Origin of the sequence: Streptomyces sp. NPDC097107 (genome assembly GCF_044762405.1) — a bacterium.
Taxonomy (GTDB): Bacteria; Actinomycetota; Actinomycetes; order Streptomycetales; family Streptomycetaceae; genus Streptomyces; species Streptomyces thinghirensis.
This window is the reverse complement of sequence record NZ_JBIWEF010000008.1, coordinates 13,281-32,416: the sequence shown is the minus strand read 5'-3', so window position 1 is coordinate 32,416 and position 19,136 is coordinate 13,281. Positions and strand designations below refer to the sequence as shown.

Sequence of the window (19,136 nt, the reverse complement as noted above, 5' to 3'; positions counted from 1 at the left end):
GGATCCTGGGAGTTCTATACGGCTACGGGGGTGACGTCGGCCGGTGCCGCACTGCGTCCGGTGACCGCGAGGAACGTGTCCTGGAGCGAGGCGTCGAGCGAGCCGCCGTACTCCAGCTTCAGGGCGGCCGGCGTGCCCTCGGCGGCCACCACGCCCCGGTCCACGACCACCAGGCGGTCGGAGAGGGCGTCGGCCTCGTCGAGGTAGTGGGTGGTCAGGAAGACCGTGGTGCCGTGCTCGTCGCGCAGCCGGCGGACCAGGTCCCACAGGCCGGCACGGCCGGCCGGGTCCAGGCCGGTGGTCGGCTCGTCCAGGAAGAGCACCCCGGGGCGGTGCGTGAGCGCCATCGCGATGTCCAGCCGGCGCCGCTGACCGCCGGAGAGCGCGCCGCACCTGCGGTCGAGCAGCTCGGTCAGGTCCAGGTCGCGGGCCAGCTCCCCGGCGCGCTCGACGGCCCGCGCCCTGGACAGGCGGTACAGGCGGCCCTGGGTCACCAGTTCCTCCCGCACGGTGATCTGCGCGTCCACGCCGCCCGACTGCGCCACGTATCCACACGTCGCTCGCACTCCGGCCGGGTCGGTCGCCAGGTCGTGGCCGGCGACGGTGGCCGCGCCGCCGGTGGGGGCGAGCAGCGTCGTGAGCATCCGGAGGGTGGTGGTCTTGCCGGCGCCGTTGGGGCCGAGCAAGCCGAGGATCTCGCCCTCGCGGACGGTCAGGTCGATGCCGCGCACCGCCTCGACCGGGCCGCGCTTCGTCGCGAAGGTACGGGCCAGGCCGGCCGTACTGATGATTGCCATGCGATCCAGAAAAACAGAGTCAACTGAAATTTTGCAACGGCCCCAAGTTTTCAGCGATACCAGAGAGAGGCGCCGGCGAAGCTAGGATGCGGGGATGGCCGAGGGACTCAGGGAACGGAAGAAGCGGCAGACCCGGCAGTACATCTCGGATGTCGCCACGGGCCTGTTCCTGGAACGCGGCTTCGAGGCCGTGACGGTGGCGGAGGTCGCGGACGCCGCGAACGTCTCCGTCAACACCGTCTACAACTACTTCCCGGCCAAGGAGGACCTCTTCCTCGACCGGTCCAAGGGTGTGATCGACCGGCTCTCCCGCTGGGTGCGCGGGCGCCGTGACGGCGAGTCGGCGGCGCGGGCCGTGCTGCGCGAGCTGCGCGAGGAGGTCGAGACGGTCTCGCCCCGGGTCGGCCTGATGGACGGTTACGCGAAGTTCATGAAGGTGATCCAGGATTCGCCCGACCTGCGCTCACGGATGTGGGCGATCGGCCAGGAGGTGCTCCTGAACCTGGAGCAGACCCTGCGCGAGGAGACCGGCAGCGCGGACGACGACATGACGCCCGCCTTGATGGCGGGTCAGGTCAACTGGCTGCACGGAACCGTCATCGCGGCCATCGGGCAGCGGATGCTCGCGGGCGGGAGGCCGTCGGAGGTCTCCCGCGACGTCCTGCTGCTGCTGGACGAAATGGAGGAGCTGTTGAGCGAGAAGGTGCTCAACTACGCCGTACGGGGCGCGGTCTGACACCCGAATGGCACCCCTCGGTGTGATGTCCGTCATCTGAGACGTGACGCGCGTTACTAACCGGTCACACAGCCCCTCACGCCCGCTAATCTCCGGCCGAGAGAAGAGAAACAGCGCGTATCAGGGGAGTCGCACAGTGGCACGGAAGCTCGCCGTCATCGGAGCCGGTCTCATGGGGTCCGGAATCGCCCAGGTCTCCGCCCAGGCGGGCTGGGACGTCGTCCTGCGCGACGTCACCGACGAGGCGCTCCGGCGCGGCACCGACGGCATCAAGGCGTCGTACGACAAGTTCGTCGCCAAGGGGAAGCTCGCCGCCGACGACGCCGAGGCCGCCCTCGCGCGCATCACCGCCACCACCGACCTGGAGGCCGCCGCCGACGCGGACGTCGTCGTCGAGGCCGTCTTCGAGAAGCTGGAGATCAAGCACGAGATCTTCCGCGCCCTCGACAAGCTGGTGAAGGACGAGGCGATCCTCGCGTCCAACACCTCCGCCATCCCGATCACCAAGATCGCGGCCGTGACGGAGCGACCCGAACGGGTCGTCGGCGCCCACTTCTTCTCCCCGGTCCCGATGATGCAGCTGTGCGAGCTGGTGCGCGGCTACAAGACCAGCGACGAAACGCTCGCCACCGCACGGGAGTTCGCCGAGTCCACCGGCAAGACCTGCATCGTCGTCAACCGCGACGTCGCCGGCTTCGTGACCACCCGTCTCATCTCCGCCCTCGTGGTCGAGGCCGCGAAGCTGTACGAGTCGGGCGTCGCGACCGCCGAGGACATCGACCTTGCCTGCAAGCTGGGCTTCGGCCACGCCATGGGACCGCTGGCCACCGCCGACCTGACGGGCGTCGACATCCTGCTGCACGCCACCGGCAACATCTACACCGAGTCCCAGGACGAGAAGTTCGCCCCGCCGGAGCTGATGCGCCGGATGGTGGACGCCGGTGACATCGGCCGCAAGAGCGGGCAGGGCTTCTACAAGCACTGAGGTCGCATCGGCCCCGGGAAACGTCACACGCCGGGGTGAATTCGGTATCGGTTCGCTTACAGGCGGCAACCTCCGATCGTTTCGGCCAGTCAGAGGTTGCAACACCTGATATCGCCGAGAGATCACGCAGAAGAATCGACGAGACGAAACAGAGACGCACGCCGGGGAGCGCATATGTACATCAGGGGCGACCACGTCGAGCTGGTCGTCGGGGGCCGCCTCGACGTCCGCAGCGCGGCGGACGCCCGTACGGTCCTGCACTCGGCCGTCGATGACGGAACCGGCGACCTGGTGCTGGACCTGTCCGAACTGGACTCCTGGGACGCCACCGGACTCGGCGTGATCATGGGGGCCCACCGGCGGGCCGGACGCTGCGGCCGGCGGCTGGTGCTGCGTGACGTACCGCCGCAGATGCAGCGCCTGCTGGTGGCCACACGGCTGCACCGGATCCTGGCCATCGAGGGCGGCATCGGCGTGGAGACCCTGCCCAGGGTGTGACGCCACGGGCCGGTGTGGTCCGGTGGACCGGGGGGACCCGGACACCGCTCGGCGAAACGCCCGACGCGCGCAATCCTCACGAGACTGTGACGTCTCGGACGGGCCGGTACCCCGGGCTGTCGGAGATACTGAGCGAAGGTTTAGGGTCTGGCTGCCCGCCCTCTTGCGAACCCATCTGGCGGGCCCGGACCAGAAGCGACAGCGCGGTGTGCGGCAAGGCCGGGAGAGGGTGGTCCCGACCGGGGCCCTGCACACGACGCTTTTGGGGGGCTTGAACCTATGGACCCGAACAACCGGGGACCCGAGGAGCACGGCCGAGACGGCGACCACCAGGCGCCGCGCCCACGCCCGCCCAGGGACTCCCTCACAACCGACCTCGGACAGCACGTGCCCGCGCCGGCCCGCACGGTGCAGCTGGTGTCCGGCGACTTCCTGCTCACCGTCAACCCCGTCGACGGCAGCGAGATCGAGGTCTGCCCGCCCGCGGAGCGGCCCGCCCGGCCCGAGAAGCTCACCGCGGCCGAACGCGCCGAGGCGGAGCGCGCCGGGAGGCCGCCCGTCCCGCCGGGACCGGTCCGGACCGTGCTCGGCCTGCTGGCCCGCGAGGACGAGCGCGAACGCCTGGTGCGGCTGCTCGCCCGCGGCCGTTCCGTCCGCCTCACCGGCCCCGCCGGCTCCGGACGCACCAGCCTCCTCGACGTCGTCGCCGAGGACTGCGCGGGCCTCGCACCCGACGGCGTGGTCCGGCTCAGCGGCTTCCGCCGCACGGCCGACGACCTCCTGTACGACCTCTTCCACGCCGTCCACCGCGCGCCGCTGCACCGCCCGGACCGGGAGGAACTGCTCGGCCGTCTGAGGGACGTCGGCGCGGTCGTCGTCCTGGACGACGTCGAGTTCGGCGGCACCGCCCTCGACGAGCTGCTGGACGCCACCCCCGAGTGCGCCTTCCTCATCGGCGCCACCCCGGACGTGCCCGCGCCCTCCGCCGACTCGGCCGTCGAGGAGGTCTTCCTCACCGGCCTGGACCGCTCGGACGGCGTGGAACTGCTGGAGCGCGCCGCCGGCCGGACCCTCACCGAGGAGGAGGCCAACTGGACCGGCGACCTCTGGTTCGAGTCCGAGGGCCTGCCGCTGCGCTTCGTCCAGGCCGGTGCCCTGCTGCGCCGGCGCGACCGGCAGCGGGCCGGCGCCGACGCCGTCGACGAGTTCGGCGTCTTCGTCGACGCCCGTCCGGCCGACGACACGCCCTACGACGCCGCCGAGGCCGACGAGGTGCCCCTGCCGTCCCTCGGTGAGGCCGCGGCGCCCGCGCCGCTGCTCGCCTCCCGGCTCAGCGCCTCGGCCCGCTCCACCCTGGAGTTCGCCGTCGCGCTCGGCGGCGAGGTGCCGCACCAGGCGCACCTGCCCGCCCTGGTCGGCGACACCCACGCGGACGCCGCCCTCGGCGAGCTGACCGACTGCGGACTGGTCTCGCCGGTCGGCTCCCGCTACCGGCTGGCCGCCGGGGTGCTCACCCAGCTGGAGAGCGCCGGATACGCCGACGACGTACGGGAGAGGGCGCTGGCCGCCGCCCAGCACTACGCCTGGTGGGCCGGCCACCCCTCGGTGACCCCGGAGCGGGTCTGTGCCGAGGCCGACGCCGTGCTGAGCGCCCTGGCCGTGCTGGTGCCGACGACGACCCCGCCCGCGGGCGACGAGGAGAGCCCCGCCGTCCAGCTGGCCCGCACCGCGGCACCGGCATTCGCCGCCGGGCTGCACTGGAGCGCCTGGCAACGGGCGCTGCGCTCCGGTACCGAGGCCTCCCGGCTCGCCGGTGACGTCGCGGAACAGGCCTACTTCCACCACGAACTCGGTGTCCTCGCGCTGTGCGAGGGCCACCTCGACCGGGCCCGCGCCGAGCTGGAGGCCTCCATCGGGCTGCGCGGCGCGCTCTCCGACAAGCGCGGCGCCGTCGCGGGCCGCCGTGCCCTCGCGCTGGTCGCCGACCGGAGCGGGGACACCCCCGGCCTCGGCACCGGCGCCGGCGCGTTCGGTGGAGCGGGGGCCGCTGCCGGGTTCGGCGTCGCCGGTCTCGGCCCGACCGCGGGGGAGGAGGTGCCCGACGCCCGGAACGAGGAGTCGGCGTCGCCGCCCGCGGGCGTACCCGCGCCCTTCCCGCCCCTCCAGCCGCCCCCGCAGTCGTCGACCCTGGTCACCAGCCCGGAGGCGTCCACCGGGCCGTCCCGCAAGGCGGGCGTCGGTATCAAGGGCTTCGCGCGGCGCAACCTCGTCGCCGCCGGAGCGGGCGCGCTGCTCGTCGCCGTGCTCGGCACGGTGGTGACCCTCGGCGCCACGTCGGAGAACGACGCCGGCGATCCCTCGGACCAGGTCGGTGTCAATCCGTCGGCCAGCCAGGGTGTCGACGACGGCGGCCTGGGCGCGGACCGGCCGTCCGACGACGGCGCGAAACCGGGAGACACCGGCCGGCCCGCCGACCCCGGCCCGGACGGCACCGTCGGCACGTCGGACGACCCGACGCCGAGCGAGTCGGCGGGCCCGTCGGACGGCCCGAGCGACTCGGGCGAGCCCGACGACCCGAGTTCACCGGACCCGGGCGACTCGAACGAGCCGGACGACCCGTCCTCGCCGTCCAAGCCGCCGACGTCCGACAAGCCGTCGGATCCCCCTTCGTCGCCGGAGCCCAGCGACTCCGAGACGGAGACCGATCCCGGAACGCCGACGCCCACCGACCCGAGTCCCAGCGAGAGCCAGACCACCTCGCCGTCGGTCCCGGAGACGTCCAACAGCGCCACCGGCCCCGGCACGTCCCCCACCGCCGCCAGTTCCCCCGCCGACAGCACCGCGACCGCCTCGCAGAGCAGCACCGCGACCAGCGGCACGGGCACCGGCACGGGAACGCCGAGCGGCTCGGGCCCGGCGACGGGTCAGCTCATCTGACGTTCCCCGGAACAGGCACGGAACAGCACAGGAGGGCCGGGTCCGCCAACGCGGACCCGGCCCTCTCGTACGCCGTGGGCGACGCCCGTTCAGAACAGCCGCAGCTTGTCGTCCTCGATGCCCCGCATGGCGTTGTAGTCCAGCACCTGGCAGCCGATGCCGCGGTCCGTGGCGAGGACGCGGGCCTGCGGCTTGATCTCCTGGGCGGCGAAGACGCCGCGCACCGGGGCGAGATGGGGATCGCGGTTCAACAGCTCCAGGTAGCGCGTGAGTTGCTCCACGCCGTCGATCTCGCCGCGCCGCTTGATCTCGACCGCGACGGTCCGGCCCTCGGCGTCCCGGCACAGGATGTCGACGGGGCCGATGGCGGTCATGTACTCGCGGCGGATGAGCGTGTAGCCCTCACCCAGCGTCTCGATACGGTCGGCGAGCAGCTCCTGGAGGTGCGCTTCCACGCCGTCCTTGATCAGGCCCGGGTCGACGCCCAGTTCGTGCGAGGAGTCGTGGAGGATCTCCTCCATCGTGATGATGAGCTTCTCGCCCGCCTTGTTGACGACGGTCCAGACGCCCTCCTCCTCGCCCGTGCCCTCCTTCAGGGCGCAGGGCGGCGACATCCAGTTGAGGGGCTTGTAGGCCCGGTCGTCGGCGTGGATCGAGACGCTGCCGTCAGCCTTGACCAGGATCAGCCGGGGAGCCGAGGGCAGGTGGGCGGTGAGCCGCCCGGCGTAGTCGACGGAGCAGCGGGCAATGACGAGACGCATGGTCGGCAACGCTACTCGACGTGCCGGGCCCGACGCGATTCGCCCGTGCCCCGGCGGCCCCGGGCGCTGTCCCACTTCTCCCATTGGCCCCGTCTTGCGCACTGGCCGATTGTGTGCCTACCGGATGGTGCCCATATAGGCATTCTCCTGGTGCGGTCACGATCGGTTGCTTACGGTATTGAACGGGAGGTCGCGAGGTGTGTACGCAGCGTGTCCGAAATCGCGCTCCCTTTAACTGTCCGGCAACCCCTGCCAGTCGGGGGTGCGAGAGGAGAACCCATGTCGCTCGACGTCTCACCGGCCCTACTCGAACAGGCCGAGCGAGGCGAGGTCGACGAAGCAGCCTTCGTCGACTGCGTCCGGACTTCCCTGCCTTACGCATGGGAGATGGTCAGCTCCCTGGTGGCACAGCTGAAGGTCGACGGCGGAGCGTTCGCCGACAACCAGACGCCCCCGCCGGACGAGCAGGCGCGCGGCCAGCTGCTGCGTGCGCTGGCGAGTGACGCCATCCGCGGTGCACTGCAGCGCCACTTCGGGGTGCGGCTGGCCTTCCAGAACTGCCACCGGGTGGCGGTGTTCCCGTTGGACTCCTCTGTCGACGAGAAGCTGACCCGCTTCACCTCGGTACGCAGCCAGGTGCTGAACCAGTCGCCCGAGTTCCGCGACTGCTGACGCCACGGTCGTCCGCTTGCCGTTCCGTACGCGGGAGGTGCAGTTCTGTACCGGAGCGGCAAGCTCCCCGCCCACTTGCTCAGCGGAGCTGGGGGAGGACCTCGGCCCCGAGCCGCCGTACGTTCTCCTCGGTCGCCGCGAGGTCTCCGGACCCCTCGACGAGCAGGGCGAAGCGGTTGATGCCGGTCCGCTCGCCGGTCGCCGCGAGCCGGTCCGCGCAGAGCCGGGGCGGGCCCACCGGGTGCAGTCCGCAGAGCAGTTCGGTGTACGCGTGCGGGTCGCGCATCCGCCGGGCGCGGCCGTCCACCGTGACGTGGGCGCCCAGGCCCTGACGCAGCCAGCCGGGCATCGCCTTGAGCAGGGTCTCCGCCGCGTCGACGCGCCGGTCCGCGATCTGGCAGACGCCGGCCGAGACATGGGCCGCGCCGTGGATCTCCGCCGCCGGCCGCCCGGCCGCGCGTGCGTGCTGCCGCCACAGGGCGACCATCTCGGCCTTCTCCTCGTCGCCGACGTGCATGCCGAGCAGCATCGGCAGCCCCCGCTCGGCCGCCATGCGCACGCTGGCCGGGGAGGTGCAGGCGACGACGACCTCGGGGCCCGCCCCTTCGGTGAGGGACTCCGAGGGGCGCGGGACGACGGGCACCTCGCGGAACCGGAAGCGTTCGCCCGAGGCGCCGACGGCCGGTTCGCGCAGCCAGCGGACCAGCAGATCGAGTGACTCCGGGAAGCCCTTCTCGTACGCCTCCAGGCCCGCGCCGAACACCTCCAGGTCCACCCACGGGCCGCCCCGGCCCACGCCCAGCGAGAACCGGCCGCCGCTCGCGACGTGGAGCAGCGCGGCCTGCTCGCCGAGGGCCACGGGGTGGACGGTGGGCAGCACGCTGACCGCGGTGCCGACCCGGATGCGACGGGTGCGGCCCAGCAGCAGCGCGGCCAGCGTCACGGCCGAAGGACACGTGCCGTACGGCACGAAGTGGTGCTCGGCCAGCCAGACCGTGTCGAGGCCCGCCTCCTCGGCGACCTCGGCCGAGCGGACCGCGCGGTGCAGCGCCTCACCCTGGCCCTGGCCCGGGAACTGGGCGCCCAACACGAAACTTCCTACGCGCATTGCTCTTCCTGCTTCCTCGGCTCCGACCCGGAGCTCCCCCACAGGGCATAACCGTCTGACACGTGCCGAGGACACGGCCGGGCGGAGAGATTTGCGGATTGTCTGCAGAATCGGCCGTTGTGGAGGGTCTTCGACGGTTTTCGACGGCCCCCGCAGCAGCTCCACTCGGGGGAGTCGCGGTGGTTCGCGGCGTACGCGTACCCCTGTCCGTGCCGCGTAGGCTGGTCGCCGCCCGTATTCCCTGTATAGCTCCGTGAGGTGTCCTGTGTCCCCGCGTCGCAACCGACCCAAGGGAGCCGGTTCGTCCGGCCGGAGCGCCGAGGACGACGGCTCCGGGCGCTACGGCGGCTGGCAGTCGTCGGAGAACTGGCAGGGCGAGGACTGGAGCGTACGGCACGTGGCGGGCGCGAGCGCGCAGGGGAAGGCGTACCGCTGCCCGGGCTGCGACCAGCTGATCCCGGACGGTGTCCCGCACGTGGTGGCCTGGCCGGCGCACTCGGGCGTCGACGACCGCCGGCACTGGCACAAGTCCTGCTGGAACGCGAAGGACCGCCGCACCACGCGGGTGCAGCGGTCCCGTAACGCGCCGAAGTTCTGAACCCCTCTACACGTCCCGCTTCTCCAGCAGCGCGAACGCGCCGGCGAACGCGGCGGCCGTCACGCCGAGCATGATCCACAGCGGGTCCCAGCCGGACGGGCCCGAGTCGCTGAGCGAGTTGGCGTAGAAGATGCTCATCTGGTTGGGGATCGAGTACTCGAACAGGGCCTGCTGTACGCGATTCAGCGACTCCGCGAACATGAACAGAGCGATCACCAGCGGGGCGAGCAGCGTGCCGACCATGATCGTGATGGCGCCCGCGGAGTGCCGGATGATCGAACCGATGGCGAGCGAGAGCAGTCCGAGCAGCGCGACGTAGAGCGAGACACCGACCGTGGCCTTCAGCCACTCGCCTCCGGTGGGCTCGTCGGCGCCGTTGCCCTCCAGGAGCGCCATGTGCATGAGGGCGACGAGCGCGGCGGACACCAGCGTCACGACGAACGCCACCAGGAAGAACACGATCCCCTTGGCCGCGAGGACCCGGCCGCGGCTCGGGCAGGCGGTCATCGTGGTCCGCACCATGCCGGTGCCGTACTCCGACGCGGTGGTCATCACGCCGAGCGTGATGACGCAGATGCTGCCGAGGAGCAGTCCGAAGAAGCCCAGCTCCAGCGAGTTCGAGCCGGCTAGGTCGGTCGAGGAGCTCGCCACCACCAGGCCGGTCAGCAGGCCGATGCCGACGACCAGCAGGACGAACACGCCCAGCGTCCACATCGTCGAGCGCACCGACTTGATCTTCGTCCACTCGGAGGCGAGCGCATGCCCGAGGTGCGTGCGCACCACCGGGATCGGCGACGTGTACGTCGGGTACGGCGACCCGGGCGACGCCTGCCACTCGGGTGCGGCCTGCTGCATCGGGGGCTGGGGCGTGCTCATCGGGCGTCCTCGGGCTTGGTCGGGTCGGTGACGGGCGCGGGGGCGGAAGCGGGCGAGGGGGCGGAAGCGGGCGCGGGGGCGGCGCCGAGCGGTGCCGAGGCCGGGGCGGGCGCCTGCGGGGCCTGCGGGGCCGCGTACGGGTTGACGGGCTGACCGCCCGGCACCGCACCGGGCGCGGCCGGGGCGCCGTACGGTCCCGCCGGGGCCTGGCCCGGCGCGCCCTGGGGCGCGGGGAAGGGCTGACCGGCCTGCTGGGGCGGCGGCGGGGCGTACCAGTCGGGCTGGCCCTGTCCGGGCACCGGCATCGGCGGCTGCGCGCCGGGCGGCAGCGGCTGCTGGAGCCCGGCCTTCTGGTCGGCGGTCGACCGGTAGTCGACGGCGCCCTGCGTCATCCGCATGTACGCCTCCTCCAGCGAGGCCTGGTGCGGCGACAGCTCCCACAGCCGTACGTCGGTGCCGTGCGCGATGTCGCTGATCCGGGGGAGCGCCAGCCCGGTCACCCGCAGCGCGCCGTCCTGCTCGGACATCACGTGCCCGCCCGCCTCGGTCAGCGCGGACGTCAGCTTCTCGCGCAGCTGCGGCTCGCTGTCCGGTGTCCGCACACGCGCGAAGTCGGCGGAGTTGGCCGAGATGAAGTCCTTCACGCTCATGTCGGAGAGCAGCTGGCCCCGCCCGATGACGATCAGGTGGTCTGCGGTCAGCGCCATCTCGCTCATCAGGTGCGAGGAGACGAAGACGGTACGGCCCTCCGCAGCGAGCGCCTTCATCAGGTTGCGCACCCAGTGGATGCCCTCGGGGTCGAGGCCGTTGACCGGCTCGTCGAACAGCAGTACCTGCGGGTCGCCGAGCAGCGCGGCGGCGATGCCGAGCCGCTGGCCCATGCCGAGGGAGAAGCCCTTGGAACGCCGCCGGGCCACGTCCTGGAGGCCGACCACGCCGAGCACCTCGTCCACGCGCCGGGCCGGGATGCCCGACAGCTGGGCCAGGCTCAGCAGGTGGTTGCGGGCGGAGCGGCCGCCGTGCACCGCCTTGGCGTCGAGGAGCGCGCCGACCTGGCGGGCGGCGTTGGGCAGCTTGCGGTAGGGGTGGCCGCCGATGGTCACGTGTCCGGCGGTGGGATTGTCCAGGCCGAGGATCATGCGCATCGTCGTCGACTTGCCCGAGCCGTTGGGCCCGAGGAAGCCGGTGACGGCGCCGGGCCGCACCTGGAAGGAGAGGTTGTGCACTGCGGTCTTGTCGCCGTAGCGCTTGGTCAGGCCGACAGCCTCGATCATGCTCCGCACCCATCGGAAGGTTCAGGACAGCAGGGCACACGCCCCCGTAAGGGTTAGGAGGATATCGAGGCGCTGACGGTTCCGTTCAAGCCCGGGCAAAATCCGGGCTCGGACGGAACACTTCCAGCGTCTGCCCGATCCTCGTCAGGCGTCCCGCCTCTTCAGCACAACGTACCCGCCGACGAGGGCCGCGATCACCCACAGTGCCATGATCCCGAGGCCGCCCCACGGGCCGTAGGGGACGTCGTCGTCGATCGGCGCCACCACCTGCATGATCTTGCTGCCCGCCTGGTCGGGCAGGAACCGGCCGACCTTCTCCGTCGCCGGGACGTTGCCCAGGATGTTGGAGATCAGGAAGAAGAAGGGCATCAGGATGCCCAGCGACAGCATCGGCGAGCGCAGCATCGCGGCGACGCCCATCGAGAACACCGCGATGAGCGTCATGTACAGGCCGCCGCCGATGACCGCGCGCAGCACGCCCGGATCGCCGATCGACGCCTTCAGGTCGCCGAGCATCGCCTGGCCGAGGAAGAAGGTGGCGAAGCTGGTGACCATGCTCACGACGAGGGCGAGAGCGGTGGCCACCGCGATCTTGCTGAACAGGAAGGTGCCGCGCCGCGGCACGGCGGCCAGCGAGGTGCGGATCATGCCGGAGCTGTACTCGTTCGCCACCACCAGCACCCCGAACACGATCATCGCCAGCTGACCGAGGCTCGTTCCGGCGAAGCTGATGAAGGTCGGGTCGAAGGTGAGCTGGTCCCGCTCGCCCAGGTTGCCGAACTCGCTCTTCGACAGCGCCGAGATCAGCATGCCGAGGGCGATGGTGACGACCACGGCGAGGCCCAGCGTCCACACGGTGGACGCGACCGACCGGATCTTGGTCCACTCGGACCGTACGACCTGTGTCGCCGCCATGCTCATCCCTTCCTCCAGTCGCTGCCCCACTGCTGCTGCCCCTGCTGCCGTCCTTGTTGCTGCTGGTGCGGCGGCACCGGACCGGGCGGCTGCCCGTCGTGCGCGTGGTACTCCACGGACTCCGCGGTCAGCTGCATGAACGCCTCCTCCAGCGAGGCCCGCTGCGGGCTCAGCTCGTGCAGCACGATCTGGTGCCGCGCCGCCAGCTCCCCGATCGCCTCCGACTTGTCGCCGTCCACCTCCAGGACCTCGGACCCGGGCTCCGCGACCGTGATGCCGTCCCCGTGCAGTACGTCGAGCAGCCGCTCGCGCTGCGGAGTGCGGATCCGGACGTAGCTGCGCGAGTTCTCCGCGATGAACTCGGCCATCGAGGTGTCCGCCAGCAGCCTGCCCTGGCCGATGACCACCAGATGGTCCGCCGTCAGCGCCATCTCGCTCATCAGATGGGAGGAGACGAAGACCGTACGGCCCTGGGAGGCCAGGGTCTTCATCAGATTGCGGATCCAGTGGATGCCCTCGGGATCGAGGCCGTTGACCGGCTCGTCGAACATCAGGATCCGCGGGTCGCCGAGCAGCGCGCCGGCGATGCCGAGCCGCTGGCCCATGCCGAGGGAGAAACCCTTCGTCTTCTTCCGGGCGACCGCCGAGAGCCCCACCGTGTCCAGCACTTCGCGCACCCGGTTCGCCGGGATGCCGTTGCTCTGCGCGAGGCACAGGAGGTGGTTGTAGGCGCTGCGCCCCCCGTGCCAGGCCTTGGCCTCCAGCAGTGCGCCGATGTACGTCAGCGGGTCCTTGAGCTGGTCGTAGTGCTTGCCGTCGATCCGGACGTCCCCGGCGGTGGGACGGTCCAGGCCCAGCACCATCCGCATGGTGGTCGACTTGCCCGCGCCGTTGGGACCCAGGAAGCCCGTGATGATGCCGGGTCTGACGGTGAAGGAGAGATTATTGACCGCCACCTTCTCGCCGTACCGCTTGGTCAGCCCCTCGAGCTCGATCATGGCGCCCACGCTAAAACGCGACGAAGCCCTCTGCCACCCCAGTGACAGAAGGCTCCGTACTTGTTACGCCCTTGTTGGGTCGGCGTACGTCCCGGGTCAGCGGGACTGCTGGGCCGGCACCCCGCGGGAGACGGGCTCGTCCTCGGCCGGCGTACCGGCGGCGGCCACCGCGGCGCCCGTGAGGGTCGCCAGCATCTCGCGCACGTTGGTCAGCTGCGCGTTGATGGAGTCGCGGCGGTTGGTGAGGGCCGCCAGCTCGCGCTCCGATTCCGAACGGATGCGGTCCGCCTTGGCGTTGGCGTCGGCCACGATGTCCTCGGCCTGGCGCTGTGCCGTCTCGACGGTCTGGCGGGCGCGGCGCTCGGCGTCCGTGCGCAGCTTCTCCGCCTCCAGGCGAAGCTGCTCCGCGCGGTGCTCGATCTCCGCGAGGCGCTTCTCGGCCTTGGCCTGACGGGAGGCCAGGTCGCGCTCGGACTGCTCGCGGCGCTTGGCGAGGTTCGTCTCGAAGTCGGCGGCGGCCTGCGCGGCCTTGGCGCGGGTCTCCTCGAAGAGGGCGTCCGCCTCCTCGCGCTTGGACTGCGCGTCCTTCTGCGCCTCGGAACGCAGCTGCGAGGCGTCGCTCTTGGCCTTCTCGACGATCCGGACGCCCTCGTCCTCGGACTTGGCCTTGCGCTCGGCGGCGTACGACTCCGCGTCGTTGCGCACCTGCTGGGCCGCCGACTCGGCGAGCTCGCGGTGCTGCTCGGCCGCGCGCCGGGCCTCCTCGCGCAGGTCCTTCGCCTCTTCCTCGGCGAGGCGCAGGATCTTCTCGACCCGGGCGCCGAGACCGGCGTACGACGGCTCGGCGTCGTTGACCTGGGCCTGGGCGTTCTGGGTTTCGAGGTGGAGCTCCTCGATGCGCTTTTCCAGAGCGGTGATGCGGGCGAGAGCGCTGTCACGGTCGGAGACGAGCTTGGAGATACGTTCGTCCACCTGAGCGCGGTCGTACCCACGCCGCACAAGCTCGAAGCCGTAGGGGGAAGTGTCGCTCATGGGGTTCCTGTCGAAAGAGACCGGTGAGGTGATAGAGGGAATCCTAGGCGCCGATGCGGTGTGTCATCGAGCGGATGCACGTTTGATACGGAGAATGACACCTCTTTTGAGTGGCTGACCCACGGATGGCTTGCCAAAGTTCTGGTCAAGGGTCTGGTCAGGACTCCGGCCAAAGGTCTCCAGCAGATCATTGAATCCACCCCGGGCGCTAGCCGTCTGACGACTTGCCACCCGAACGTGGGGCGCCCACCGTGGCACCGGCCTTGACCCCGTTGTCCTTGCCGCCGCCCGTCGGCGCCTCGAAGGACTCCAGCGCCTCCAGCACGTCCTGCACCCGGGAGATCTCCGCGTTGATGTCCTCGCGGCGCCGCACCAGGATCTCCAGCTCGCGCTTGCCCTCCTCGACCGTCTGCCGGGCCTCGCGGACCGCCTCGGCCTTGAGCTCCTCGGCCTCCCGGACCAGGGACGCCTTCTTCTGCTCGGCCTCCTTGAGCAGCCCCTCCGCCTTCTTGACGGCGGCGATGCGCACCTTGCCGGCCTCGGAGTTGGCCTCCGACACCAGCTCCTTGGCCTTCGCCTCCGCCTTGGCGAGCTGCTCCTCGGCGGCCTTGATGAGCGCGTCGCAGCGGTCGCCGGCCGACTTCATCGTCTCGGCGGCCTCGCGGCGGGCCCGCTCGTGCAACTCCTCGATCTCGGAGGTGAGCCGCTCGCGCAGCTCCTCCGCGCGCTCCCTTATGGCGGTCGCGTCCCGGCGGGCGCCGACCAGCAGCTCGTCCGCGTCCGTACGGGCCTTCTCCACCCGGGTGTTGCCCTCGACCGTCGCCTGCGCGACGATCCGGTCGGCCTCCGTGCGCGCCGCGCCGACCATCGTGTCGGCCTGCGACTCGGCCTCCGCGGTGGCCTTCTGGGCCTGCTGCTGGGCCTCGGTGAGCAGCTTGTCGGCCTCGGCCGTGGTCTCCGTGATGAGCGTGTCGACCTGCTCGGCCGCCTCGGAGCGCCGCTTGTTGGCGTCCTTGCGGGCCTCGTCGAGGGTGCGCTCGGCCTCCTCGCGGGCGGCCGCGGTGACCCGCTCGGCCTCCGCCGCCGTCTCGGCCCGGAGACGCTCCGCCTCGGCGCGGACGCGCTCGGCGTGCTGCTGCGCGGAGCCGACCGTCTCGGCGGCCTCGGCCCGCAGCCGCTCGGCCTCGCCGGTGGCGTCCGAGACCAGCTGCTCGGCCCGGGCACTGGCCTCGGTCCTGACCCGGTCCGCCTCGGCGACCGTCTCGGTCCGCAGCCGCTCCGCCTCGTCGGCCGCCTCCGTCCGGACCCGCGCGGCCTCGTTCGCCGCCTCGGTGCGGACGCGCTCCGCCTCCGCGACCGTCTCCGTCCGGATCCGGTCGGTCTCGGCCGCGGTCTCCGTGGTGAGCCGCTCCGCCTCGGAGCGCGCCTCGGTGATCAGGGTGTCCGCCTGCGTCGCCGCGTCGGACCGGATGCGGTTGGCGTCCTCGCGGGCGTCCGCCCGGGTCCGCGACGCGGACTGCTCGGCCTCGGCGATGGCGTCGGAGGCCTCCGTGCGCACCCGCTGGGCGTGCTCGGAGACGTCCGTGCGGATCCGCTCGGCCTCCGTGATGGCCTCGGACACCGTCCGCTCGGCCAGCGCCTTGGCGGCCTCCGTCTCCTCCCGCGCCTCGCGCCTGAGCCGTCCGGAGTCCTCGCTCGCCCGCTCCCGCTCCGCGTAGGCGTCGGCGCGGACCCGGTCCGCCTCCTCCTCGGCCTCGCGCCGGGTGCGCTCCGCCGCGTGCTCGGCGGCGCTGCGCAGCCCGGTGATCTCCTCCTGGGCCTGCTCGTGCAGCCCGGCGACCGACTCCCGTACCTGCTGGGCGTGCTGCTCGGCGGCCGACACCATCTCGGTCGCGCGCCGGTCGGCCTCCTCGACCAGCCTGGTCGCCTCGGCCTGCGCCTCCTCCACGCGGTTGCGCGCCGAGGCCAGCAGCTCCTCGCTCTGCTCGCGGGCCCGCTCGCGCTCCTGGTCCGCCTCCTGCCGGGCGTCGGCGAGCAGTTCCTCGGCCTCGCGCCGGCGCCGGGCGGCCTCCTCCTGCGCGGCGGCCAGCGCCTCGGACGCCTCGGCGGCGATGCGCTCGGCGGCGGACTGCGCCTCCGCCCGCACCCGGTCGGCGCTCTCCTGCGCCTCCGACTTCAGCCGCTCCGCCTCGCTGGCGGCCTCCGACCGCAGGCGTACGGCGATGTTCTCGCCCTCCGCGCGGGAGGCGGAAGCGTCCGCGGCGGCCTCGGTGCGCAGCCGCTCGGCCTCCGTCTCGGCCTGCTGCTGGAGCGTACGGATCCGCTCCGCCGCGTCCGTGCGCAGCCGCTCGCTCTCCTCGGCCGCCTCGCGGCGGATCCGCTCGCCCTCCTCACGGGCCTCGGTCAGCGCCTGCTCGGCGGCGGTGCGGCGCTCCTCCGCCTCGGTGTGCAGCCGCGTCAGCTCCTCGGCGGCCTCCACCCGCCGGGCCTCGACGGCGCGCTCGGTCTCCTCGCGCAGCTCGCGGGCGGCCCGCTCGGCCTCCGCCTGGAGCTCCTCGGCGAGCTCGGCGGCCTCCGCGCGGTGCCGCTCGGCCTCGGCGCGGGTGCGCTCCAGGGTCTCCTCGGCCTGCCGGCGCAGGGTCGTCGCCCGCTCGATGGCCTCGGCGCGGACCTTCTCGCCGTCCGTCGTCGCGGTCTGCCGCAGCTCGTCGGCGTCCGCCTTGGCCTTGGCGAGCAGCTCCTCGGCGGTCTTCGCCGCCTCCTCGATCTGCGCCACGGCCTCCTTGCGGGCCTCGGCGCGGATCTTCTCGCCCTCGGCGACGGCGTCGGCGCGCAGCTGCTCGGCCTCGCCGCGCAGCCGGCGTGCCTCCTCCTGCAGCTCGACGGTCTTGGCGCGGTACTCCTTGGTGTCGTCCTTCGCCGCGCCCTTGAGCTCGGCGGCGATGTCGTGCGCCTCGGCGCGCAGCCGGTCCGCCTCGGCCTCGGCCTCGGTGCGGATCCGCTCGGCCTCCTCGGTGGCGGCCTTCGTGGTCCGCTTGGCGTCCTCAGACGCCTTGTTCAGCACGTCCTCGGCGGTCTTGGCCGCCTTCGACAGCTGGGTGGCCGACTCCTCGGCGGTGAGTGTACGGGCCTTCTCGACCGCCTCGGCGACGGTCTTCTCGGCCTCGGCGCGGGCGTCCGCGACCAGCTGCTCGGCCTCGCTCTTGGTGGTCTCGGCGTCCTTGGTGGCCTCGCCGACCAGCCGGGCGACCTGCTCCTTGGCGGTGCGGGTGCGCTGCTCGTTGGTCTGCTCGGCGCTCGCGAGGGCCTTGGCCGCGGACTCCTTGGCCTCGGCGACCACCTTCTCGGCCTCGGCCTGCGCCTTGCGCAGCGCCTCCTCGGCCTCGGACATCCGCTGCTCGGCGGCCCGGCTCAGCTCCTGGACCTGGCGGCGGGTCGACTCCGACTCGGTGGCGGTGGAGCTGCGCAGCTGCTCGGCGTGGTCGGTGGCCTCCTGCGCCTGCGTGGAGGCGGCGTTCAGCAGCCGCTCGGCGTCGGTGCGGGCGCGGCGCAGGATCTGCTCGGCCTCGCTGCGGGCGCTCTCGGCGTCGTCCCGCAGCCGCTGCCGGGCCTCGGACGTCAGCCGCTTCGCCTCGGCGCGGGCCGCGGCCAGGGACTGCTCGGCCTCGGCACGGGACTCGTCGAGCAGCCGGCGGGCCTGCTGTTCGGTGCGGGCACGCAGCTGCTCGGCCCAGGCCACGTTCTCGTTGACGTGCGACTCGACGGTCTGCCGGCGCTCGGCCAGCTCCTGGTCCAGCTGCTGGCGGCGGGTCACCGCCTCCTGGTGCAGCTCGGCCTGGAGCCGGGCGGCCTGCTCGGCGTGCTCCTGGAGGATGCGCTGCGTCTGCGCGCGGGCCTGGCTCAGCTCCCGCTCGGCGTCCGAGCGCAGCTGGTCGGCCTGCGTCTGCGCGTTGCGCAGCAACTGCTCGGCCTGGTACCCGATGTCGCCGCCGTCGAAGGCGGGCCGGGACATGATGGTGCGCCGCGCCTCGTGCAACTTGGCGCGCAGCACCTCGACCTGGTAGCCGAGGTCCTCGGCGTGCTGGATCGCCTTTTCCCGCTCGGTCTTCAGCCGCTTCATCTCGGCCTCGAACCGAGAGAGGTGGTCGACGTCAGCCGCCGGCTCTCGCTCCTGGCTCTCGTAGCCCCGCACTGCGCGGTCCCATCCGTCCCCTGGTCGCAAATCTTCCCGAACGAGCTCCGTCCGTCCAACGGACGGGGCCCCCGGGGAATGGTGTCAGATCAACGGCGGAGCATGCGCTTCTGCCCCGGCGTCCGCCCCCCGAAACACGACCCCGGCGGTCCCGCCACCACAGACGACAGGACCGGGTCACCCTGGACTGAGCGGCGACCGCGCCCAACCCTACCGGCCCATATGTACGAGAGTCAGTGCTCAGGTGACTCAACGGCCGCCGAAGTGACCAGTTCTGTCAGTACGCCATGGCAGTCCTTGGGGTGCAGGAAGGTGATCCGCGACCCCATGGAACCGCGCCGGGGCTCGTCGTACAGAACGCGTACGCCCTTGCCCCGGATGTCCGCGGCGTCGGCGTCCACGTCCGCCGTACCGAAGGCGATGTGGTGGACGCCCTCGCCGTTCTTGGCGAGCCACTTCCCGACCGCGGAGTCCTCCCGGGTCGGCTCCAGCAGCTGGAGGTACGAGGCTCCGCCGTCCGACGTATCGTTGATCTTGAGCATGGCCTCACGTACGCCCTGCTCCTCGTTGACCTCGGTGTGGAACACCTCGAAGCCATAGGTGGCACGGTAGAACTCGACGGTGGTGTCGAGGTCGCGGCAGGCGATTCCGATGTGGTCGATTCGCGTCAGCATGGATTCAGTGCAGCGCTCCGGAGGTGGTTACGCAACGTGCGCGCGATCACACCGACCGCCGGGTGACGGGCGGGATACCGCTC

Annotated in this window: 16 protein-coding genes; 6 read left to right on the top strand and 10 right to left on the bottom strand. The window is 72.1% G+C overall.

Going from position 1 to position 19,136, the window contains the following annotated elements; genetic code table 11:
* Positions 1 to 14 precede the first annotated feature (14 nt).
* Positions 15 to 797 (bottom strand): ABC transporter ATP-binding protein, encoded by a 783-nt coding sequence (locus tag ACIQ1J_RS19950; RefSeq protein WP_403558303.1) that lies wholly within the window; start codon positions 795 to 797, stop codon positions 15 to 17.
* Between the two features lie 94 nt (positions 798 to 891).
* Between ACIQ1J_RS19950 and ACIQ1J_RS19945 the strand changes: the two genes are divergently transcribed.
* The 4 genes from ACIQ1J_RS19945 to ACIQ1J_RS19930 all read left to right on the top strand — a co-directional run bounded on the left by ACIQ1J_RS19945 (position 892) and on the right by ACIQ1J_RS19930 (position 5,953).
* Positions 892 to 1,533, top strand: a complete 642-nt coding sequence (locus ACIQ1J_RS19945) for a TetR/AcrR family transcriptional regulator (RefSeq protein ID WP_403558299.1) — start codon at positions 892 to 894, stop codon at positions 1,531 to 1,533.
* Between the two features lie 136 nt (positions 1,534 to 1,669).
* Positions 1,670 to 2,518, top strand: a complete 849-nt coding sequence (locus ACIQ1J_RS19940; protein WP_403558297.1) for a 3-hydroxyacyl-CoA dehydrogenase family protein — start codon at positions 1,670 to 1,672, stop codon at positions 2,516 to 2,518.
* 174 nt (positions 2,519 to 2,692) lie between these two features.
* Positions 2,693 to 3,016: an STAS domain-containing protein gene (locus tag ACIQ1J_RS19935; protein ID WP_403558295.1), complete on the top strand. Its 324-nt coding sequence runs from the start codon at positions 2,693 to 2,695 to the stop codon at positions 3,014 to 3,016.
* A gap of 279 nt (positions 3,017 to 3,295) precedes the next feature.
* A complete protein-coding gene (locus ACIQ1J_RS19930; RefSeq protein ID WP_403558293.1) occupies positions 3,296 to 5,953 on the top strand; it encodes an ATP-binding protein in 2,658 nt (885 codons plus the stop codon).
* A gap of 89 nt (positions 5,954 to 6,042) precedes the next feature.
* On the opposite strand, the gene nucS is transcribed toward ACIQ1J_RS19930, so the two are convergent.
* Complete coding sequence (gene nucS / locus ACIQ1J_RS19925; RefSeq protein ID WP_121749232.1) at positions 6,043 to 6,714, bottom strand: endonuclease NucS; 672 nt, start codon at positions 6,712 to 6,714, stop codon at positions 6,043 to 6,045.
* Positions 6,715 to 6,993: 279 nt separating this feature from the next.
* Here nucS and ACIQ1J_RS19920 point away from each other — a divergent pair, with 279 nt between their 5' ends.
* Positions 6,994 to 7,386 (top strand): SCO5389 family protein, encoded by a 393-nt coding sequence (locus ACIQ1J_RS19920; protein WP_055421911.1) that lies wholly within the window; start codon positions 6,994 to 6,996, stop codon positions 7,384 to 7,386.
* A 79-nt stretch (positions 7,387 to 7,465) separates the two neighbouring features.
* Here ACIQ1J_RS19920 and ACIQ1J_RS19915 read toward each other — a convergent pair whose 3' ends face one another.
* Positions 7,466 to 8,494 (bottom strand): LLM class flavin-dependent oxidoreductase, encoded by a 1,029-nt coding sequence (locus ACIQ1J_RS19915; protein WP_403558290.1) that lies wholly within the window; start codon positions 8,492 to 8,494, stop codon positions 7,466 to 7,468.
* 265 nt (positions 8,495 to 8,759) lie between these two features.
* On the opposite strand from ACIQ1J_RS19915, the gene ACIQ1J_RS19910 reads away from it, so the two are divergent.
* Entirely contained in the window at positions 8,760 to 9,092 is a 333-nt protein-coding gene (locus ACIQ1J_RS19910) for an ATP/GTP-binding protein (RefSeq protein WP_210960433.1), read from the top strand.
* 6 nt (positions 9,093 to 9,098) lie between these two features.
* On the opposite strand, the gene ACIQ1J_RS19905 is transcribed toward ACIQ1J_RS19910, so the two are convergent.
* From ACIQ1J_RS19905 to mce, 7 genes are all read right to left on the bottom strand, one after another.
* Entirely contained in the window at positions 9,099 to 9,968 is an 870-nt protein-coding gene (locus ACIQ1J_RS19905; protein ID WP_403558288.1) for an ABC transporter permease, read from the bottom strand.
* A complete protein-coding gene (locus tag ACIQ1J_RS19900; protein WP_403558286.1) occupies positions 9,965 to 11,242 on the bottom strand; it encodes an ABC transporter ATP-binding protein in 1,278 nt (425 codons plus the stop codon). Before ACIQ1J_RS19900 ends, ACIQ1J_RS19905 begins: the two co-directional genes overlap by 4 nt.
* Before the next feature lie 144 nt (positions 11,243 to 11,386).
* The gene (locus ACIQ1J_RS19895; protein ID WP_210960430.1) at positions 11,387 to 12,163 is read right to left on the bottom strand and encodes an ABC transporter permease; all 777 of its coding nucleotides are present in this window, start codon (positions 12,161 to 12,163) and stop codon (positions 11,387 to 11,389) included.
* A complete protein-coding gene (locus ACIQ1J_RS19890) occupies positions 12,160 to 13,155 on the bottom strand; it encodes an ABC transporter ATP-binding protein (RefSeq protein WP_403558284.1) in 996 nt (331 codons plus the stop codon). The genes ACIQ1J_RS19895 and ACIQ1J_RS19890 overlap by 4 nt, the downstream gene beginning before the upstream one ends.
* A gap of 96 nt (positions 13,156 to 13,251) precedes the next feature.
* A complete protein-coding gene (locus ACIQ1J_RS19885) occupies positions 13,252 to 14,187 on the bottom strand; it encodes a cellulose-binding protein (RefSeq protein ID WP_121749238.1) in 936 nt (311 codons plus the stop codon).
* Positions 14,188 to 14,395: 208 nt separating this feature from the next.
* Complete coding sequence (gene scy / locus ACIQ1J_RS19880; RefSeq protein WP_403558281.1) at positions 14,396 to 18,379, bottom strand: polarized growth protein Scy; 3,984 nt, start codon at positions 18,377 to 18,379, stop codon at positions 14,396 to 14,398.
* A 233-nt stretch (positions 18,380 to 18,612) separates the two neighbouring features.
* The gene (mce, locus tag ACIQ1J_RS19875) at positions 18,613 to 19,053 is read right to left on the bottom strand and encodes a methylmalonyl-CoA epimerase (protein ID WP_210960426.1); all 441 of its coding nucleotides are present in this window, start codon (positions 19,051 to 19,053) and stop codon (positions 18,613 to 18,615) included.
* Positions 19,054 to 19,136: the final 83 nt, after the last annotated feature.

Bases quoted from the DNA above. Each gene is read 5' to 3' on its own strand.
- ACIQ1J_RS19950 (WP_403558303.1), bottom strand. From the start codon at position 797: ATGGCAATCATCAGTACGGCCGGCCTGGCCCGTACCTTCGCGACGAAG.
- ACIQ1J_RS19945 (WP_403558299.1), top strand. From the start codon at position 892: ATGGCCGAGGGACTCAGGGAACGGAAGAAGCGGCAGACCCGGCAGTAC.
- ACIQ1J_RS19935 (WP_403558295.1), top strand. From the start codon at position 2,693: ATGTACATCAGGGGCGACCACGTCGAGCTGGTCGTCGGGGGCCGCCTC.
- ACIQ1J_RS19930 (WP_403558293.1), top strand. From the start codon at position 3,296: ATGGACCCGAACAACCGGGGACCCGAGGAGCACGGCCGAGACGGCGAC.
- nucS (WP_121749232.1), bottom strand. From the start codon at position 6,714: ATGCGTCTCGTCATTGCCCGCTGCTCCGTCGACTACGCCGGGCGGCTC.
- ACIQ1J_RS19920 (WP_055421911.1), top strand. From the start codon at position 6,994: ATGTCGCTCGACGTCTCACCGGCCCTACTCGAACAGGCCGAGCGAGGC.
- ACIQ1J_RS19915 (WP_403558290.1), bottom strand. From the start codon at position 8,494: ATGCGCGTAGGAAGTTTCGTGTTGGGCGCCCAGTTCCCGGGCCAGGGC.
- ACIQ1J_RS19905 (WP_403558288.1), bottom strand. From the start codon at position 9,968: ATGAGCACGCCCCAGCCCCCGATGCAGCAGGCCGCACCCGAGTGGCAG.
- ACIQ1J_RS19900 (WP_403558286.1), bottom strand. From the start codon at position 11,242: ATGATCGAGGCTGTCGGCCTGACCAAGCGCTACGGCGACAAGACCGCA.
- ACIQ1J_RS19895 (WP_210960430.1), bottom strand. From the start codon at position 12,163: ATGAGCATGGCGGCGACACAGGTCGTACGGTCCGAGTGGACCAAGATC.
- ACIQ1J_RS19890 (WP_403558284.1), bottom strand. From the start codon at position 13,155: ATGATCGAGCTCGAGGGGCTGACCAAGCGGTACGGCGAGAAGGTGGCG.
- ACIQ1J_RS19885 (WP_121749238.1), bottom strand. From the start codon at position 14,187: ATGAGCGACACTTCCCCCTACGGCTTCGAGCTTGTGCGGCGTGGGTAC.
- mce (WP_210960426.1), bottom strand. From the start codon at position 19,053: ATGCTGACGCGAATCGACCACATCGGAATCGCCTGCCGCGACCTCGAC.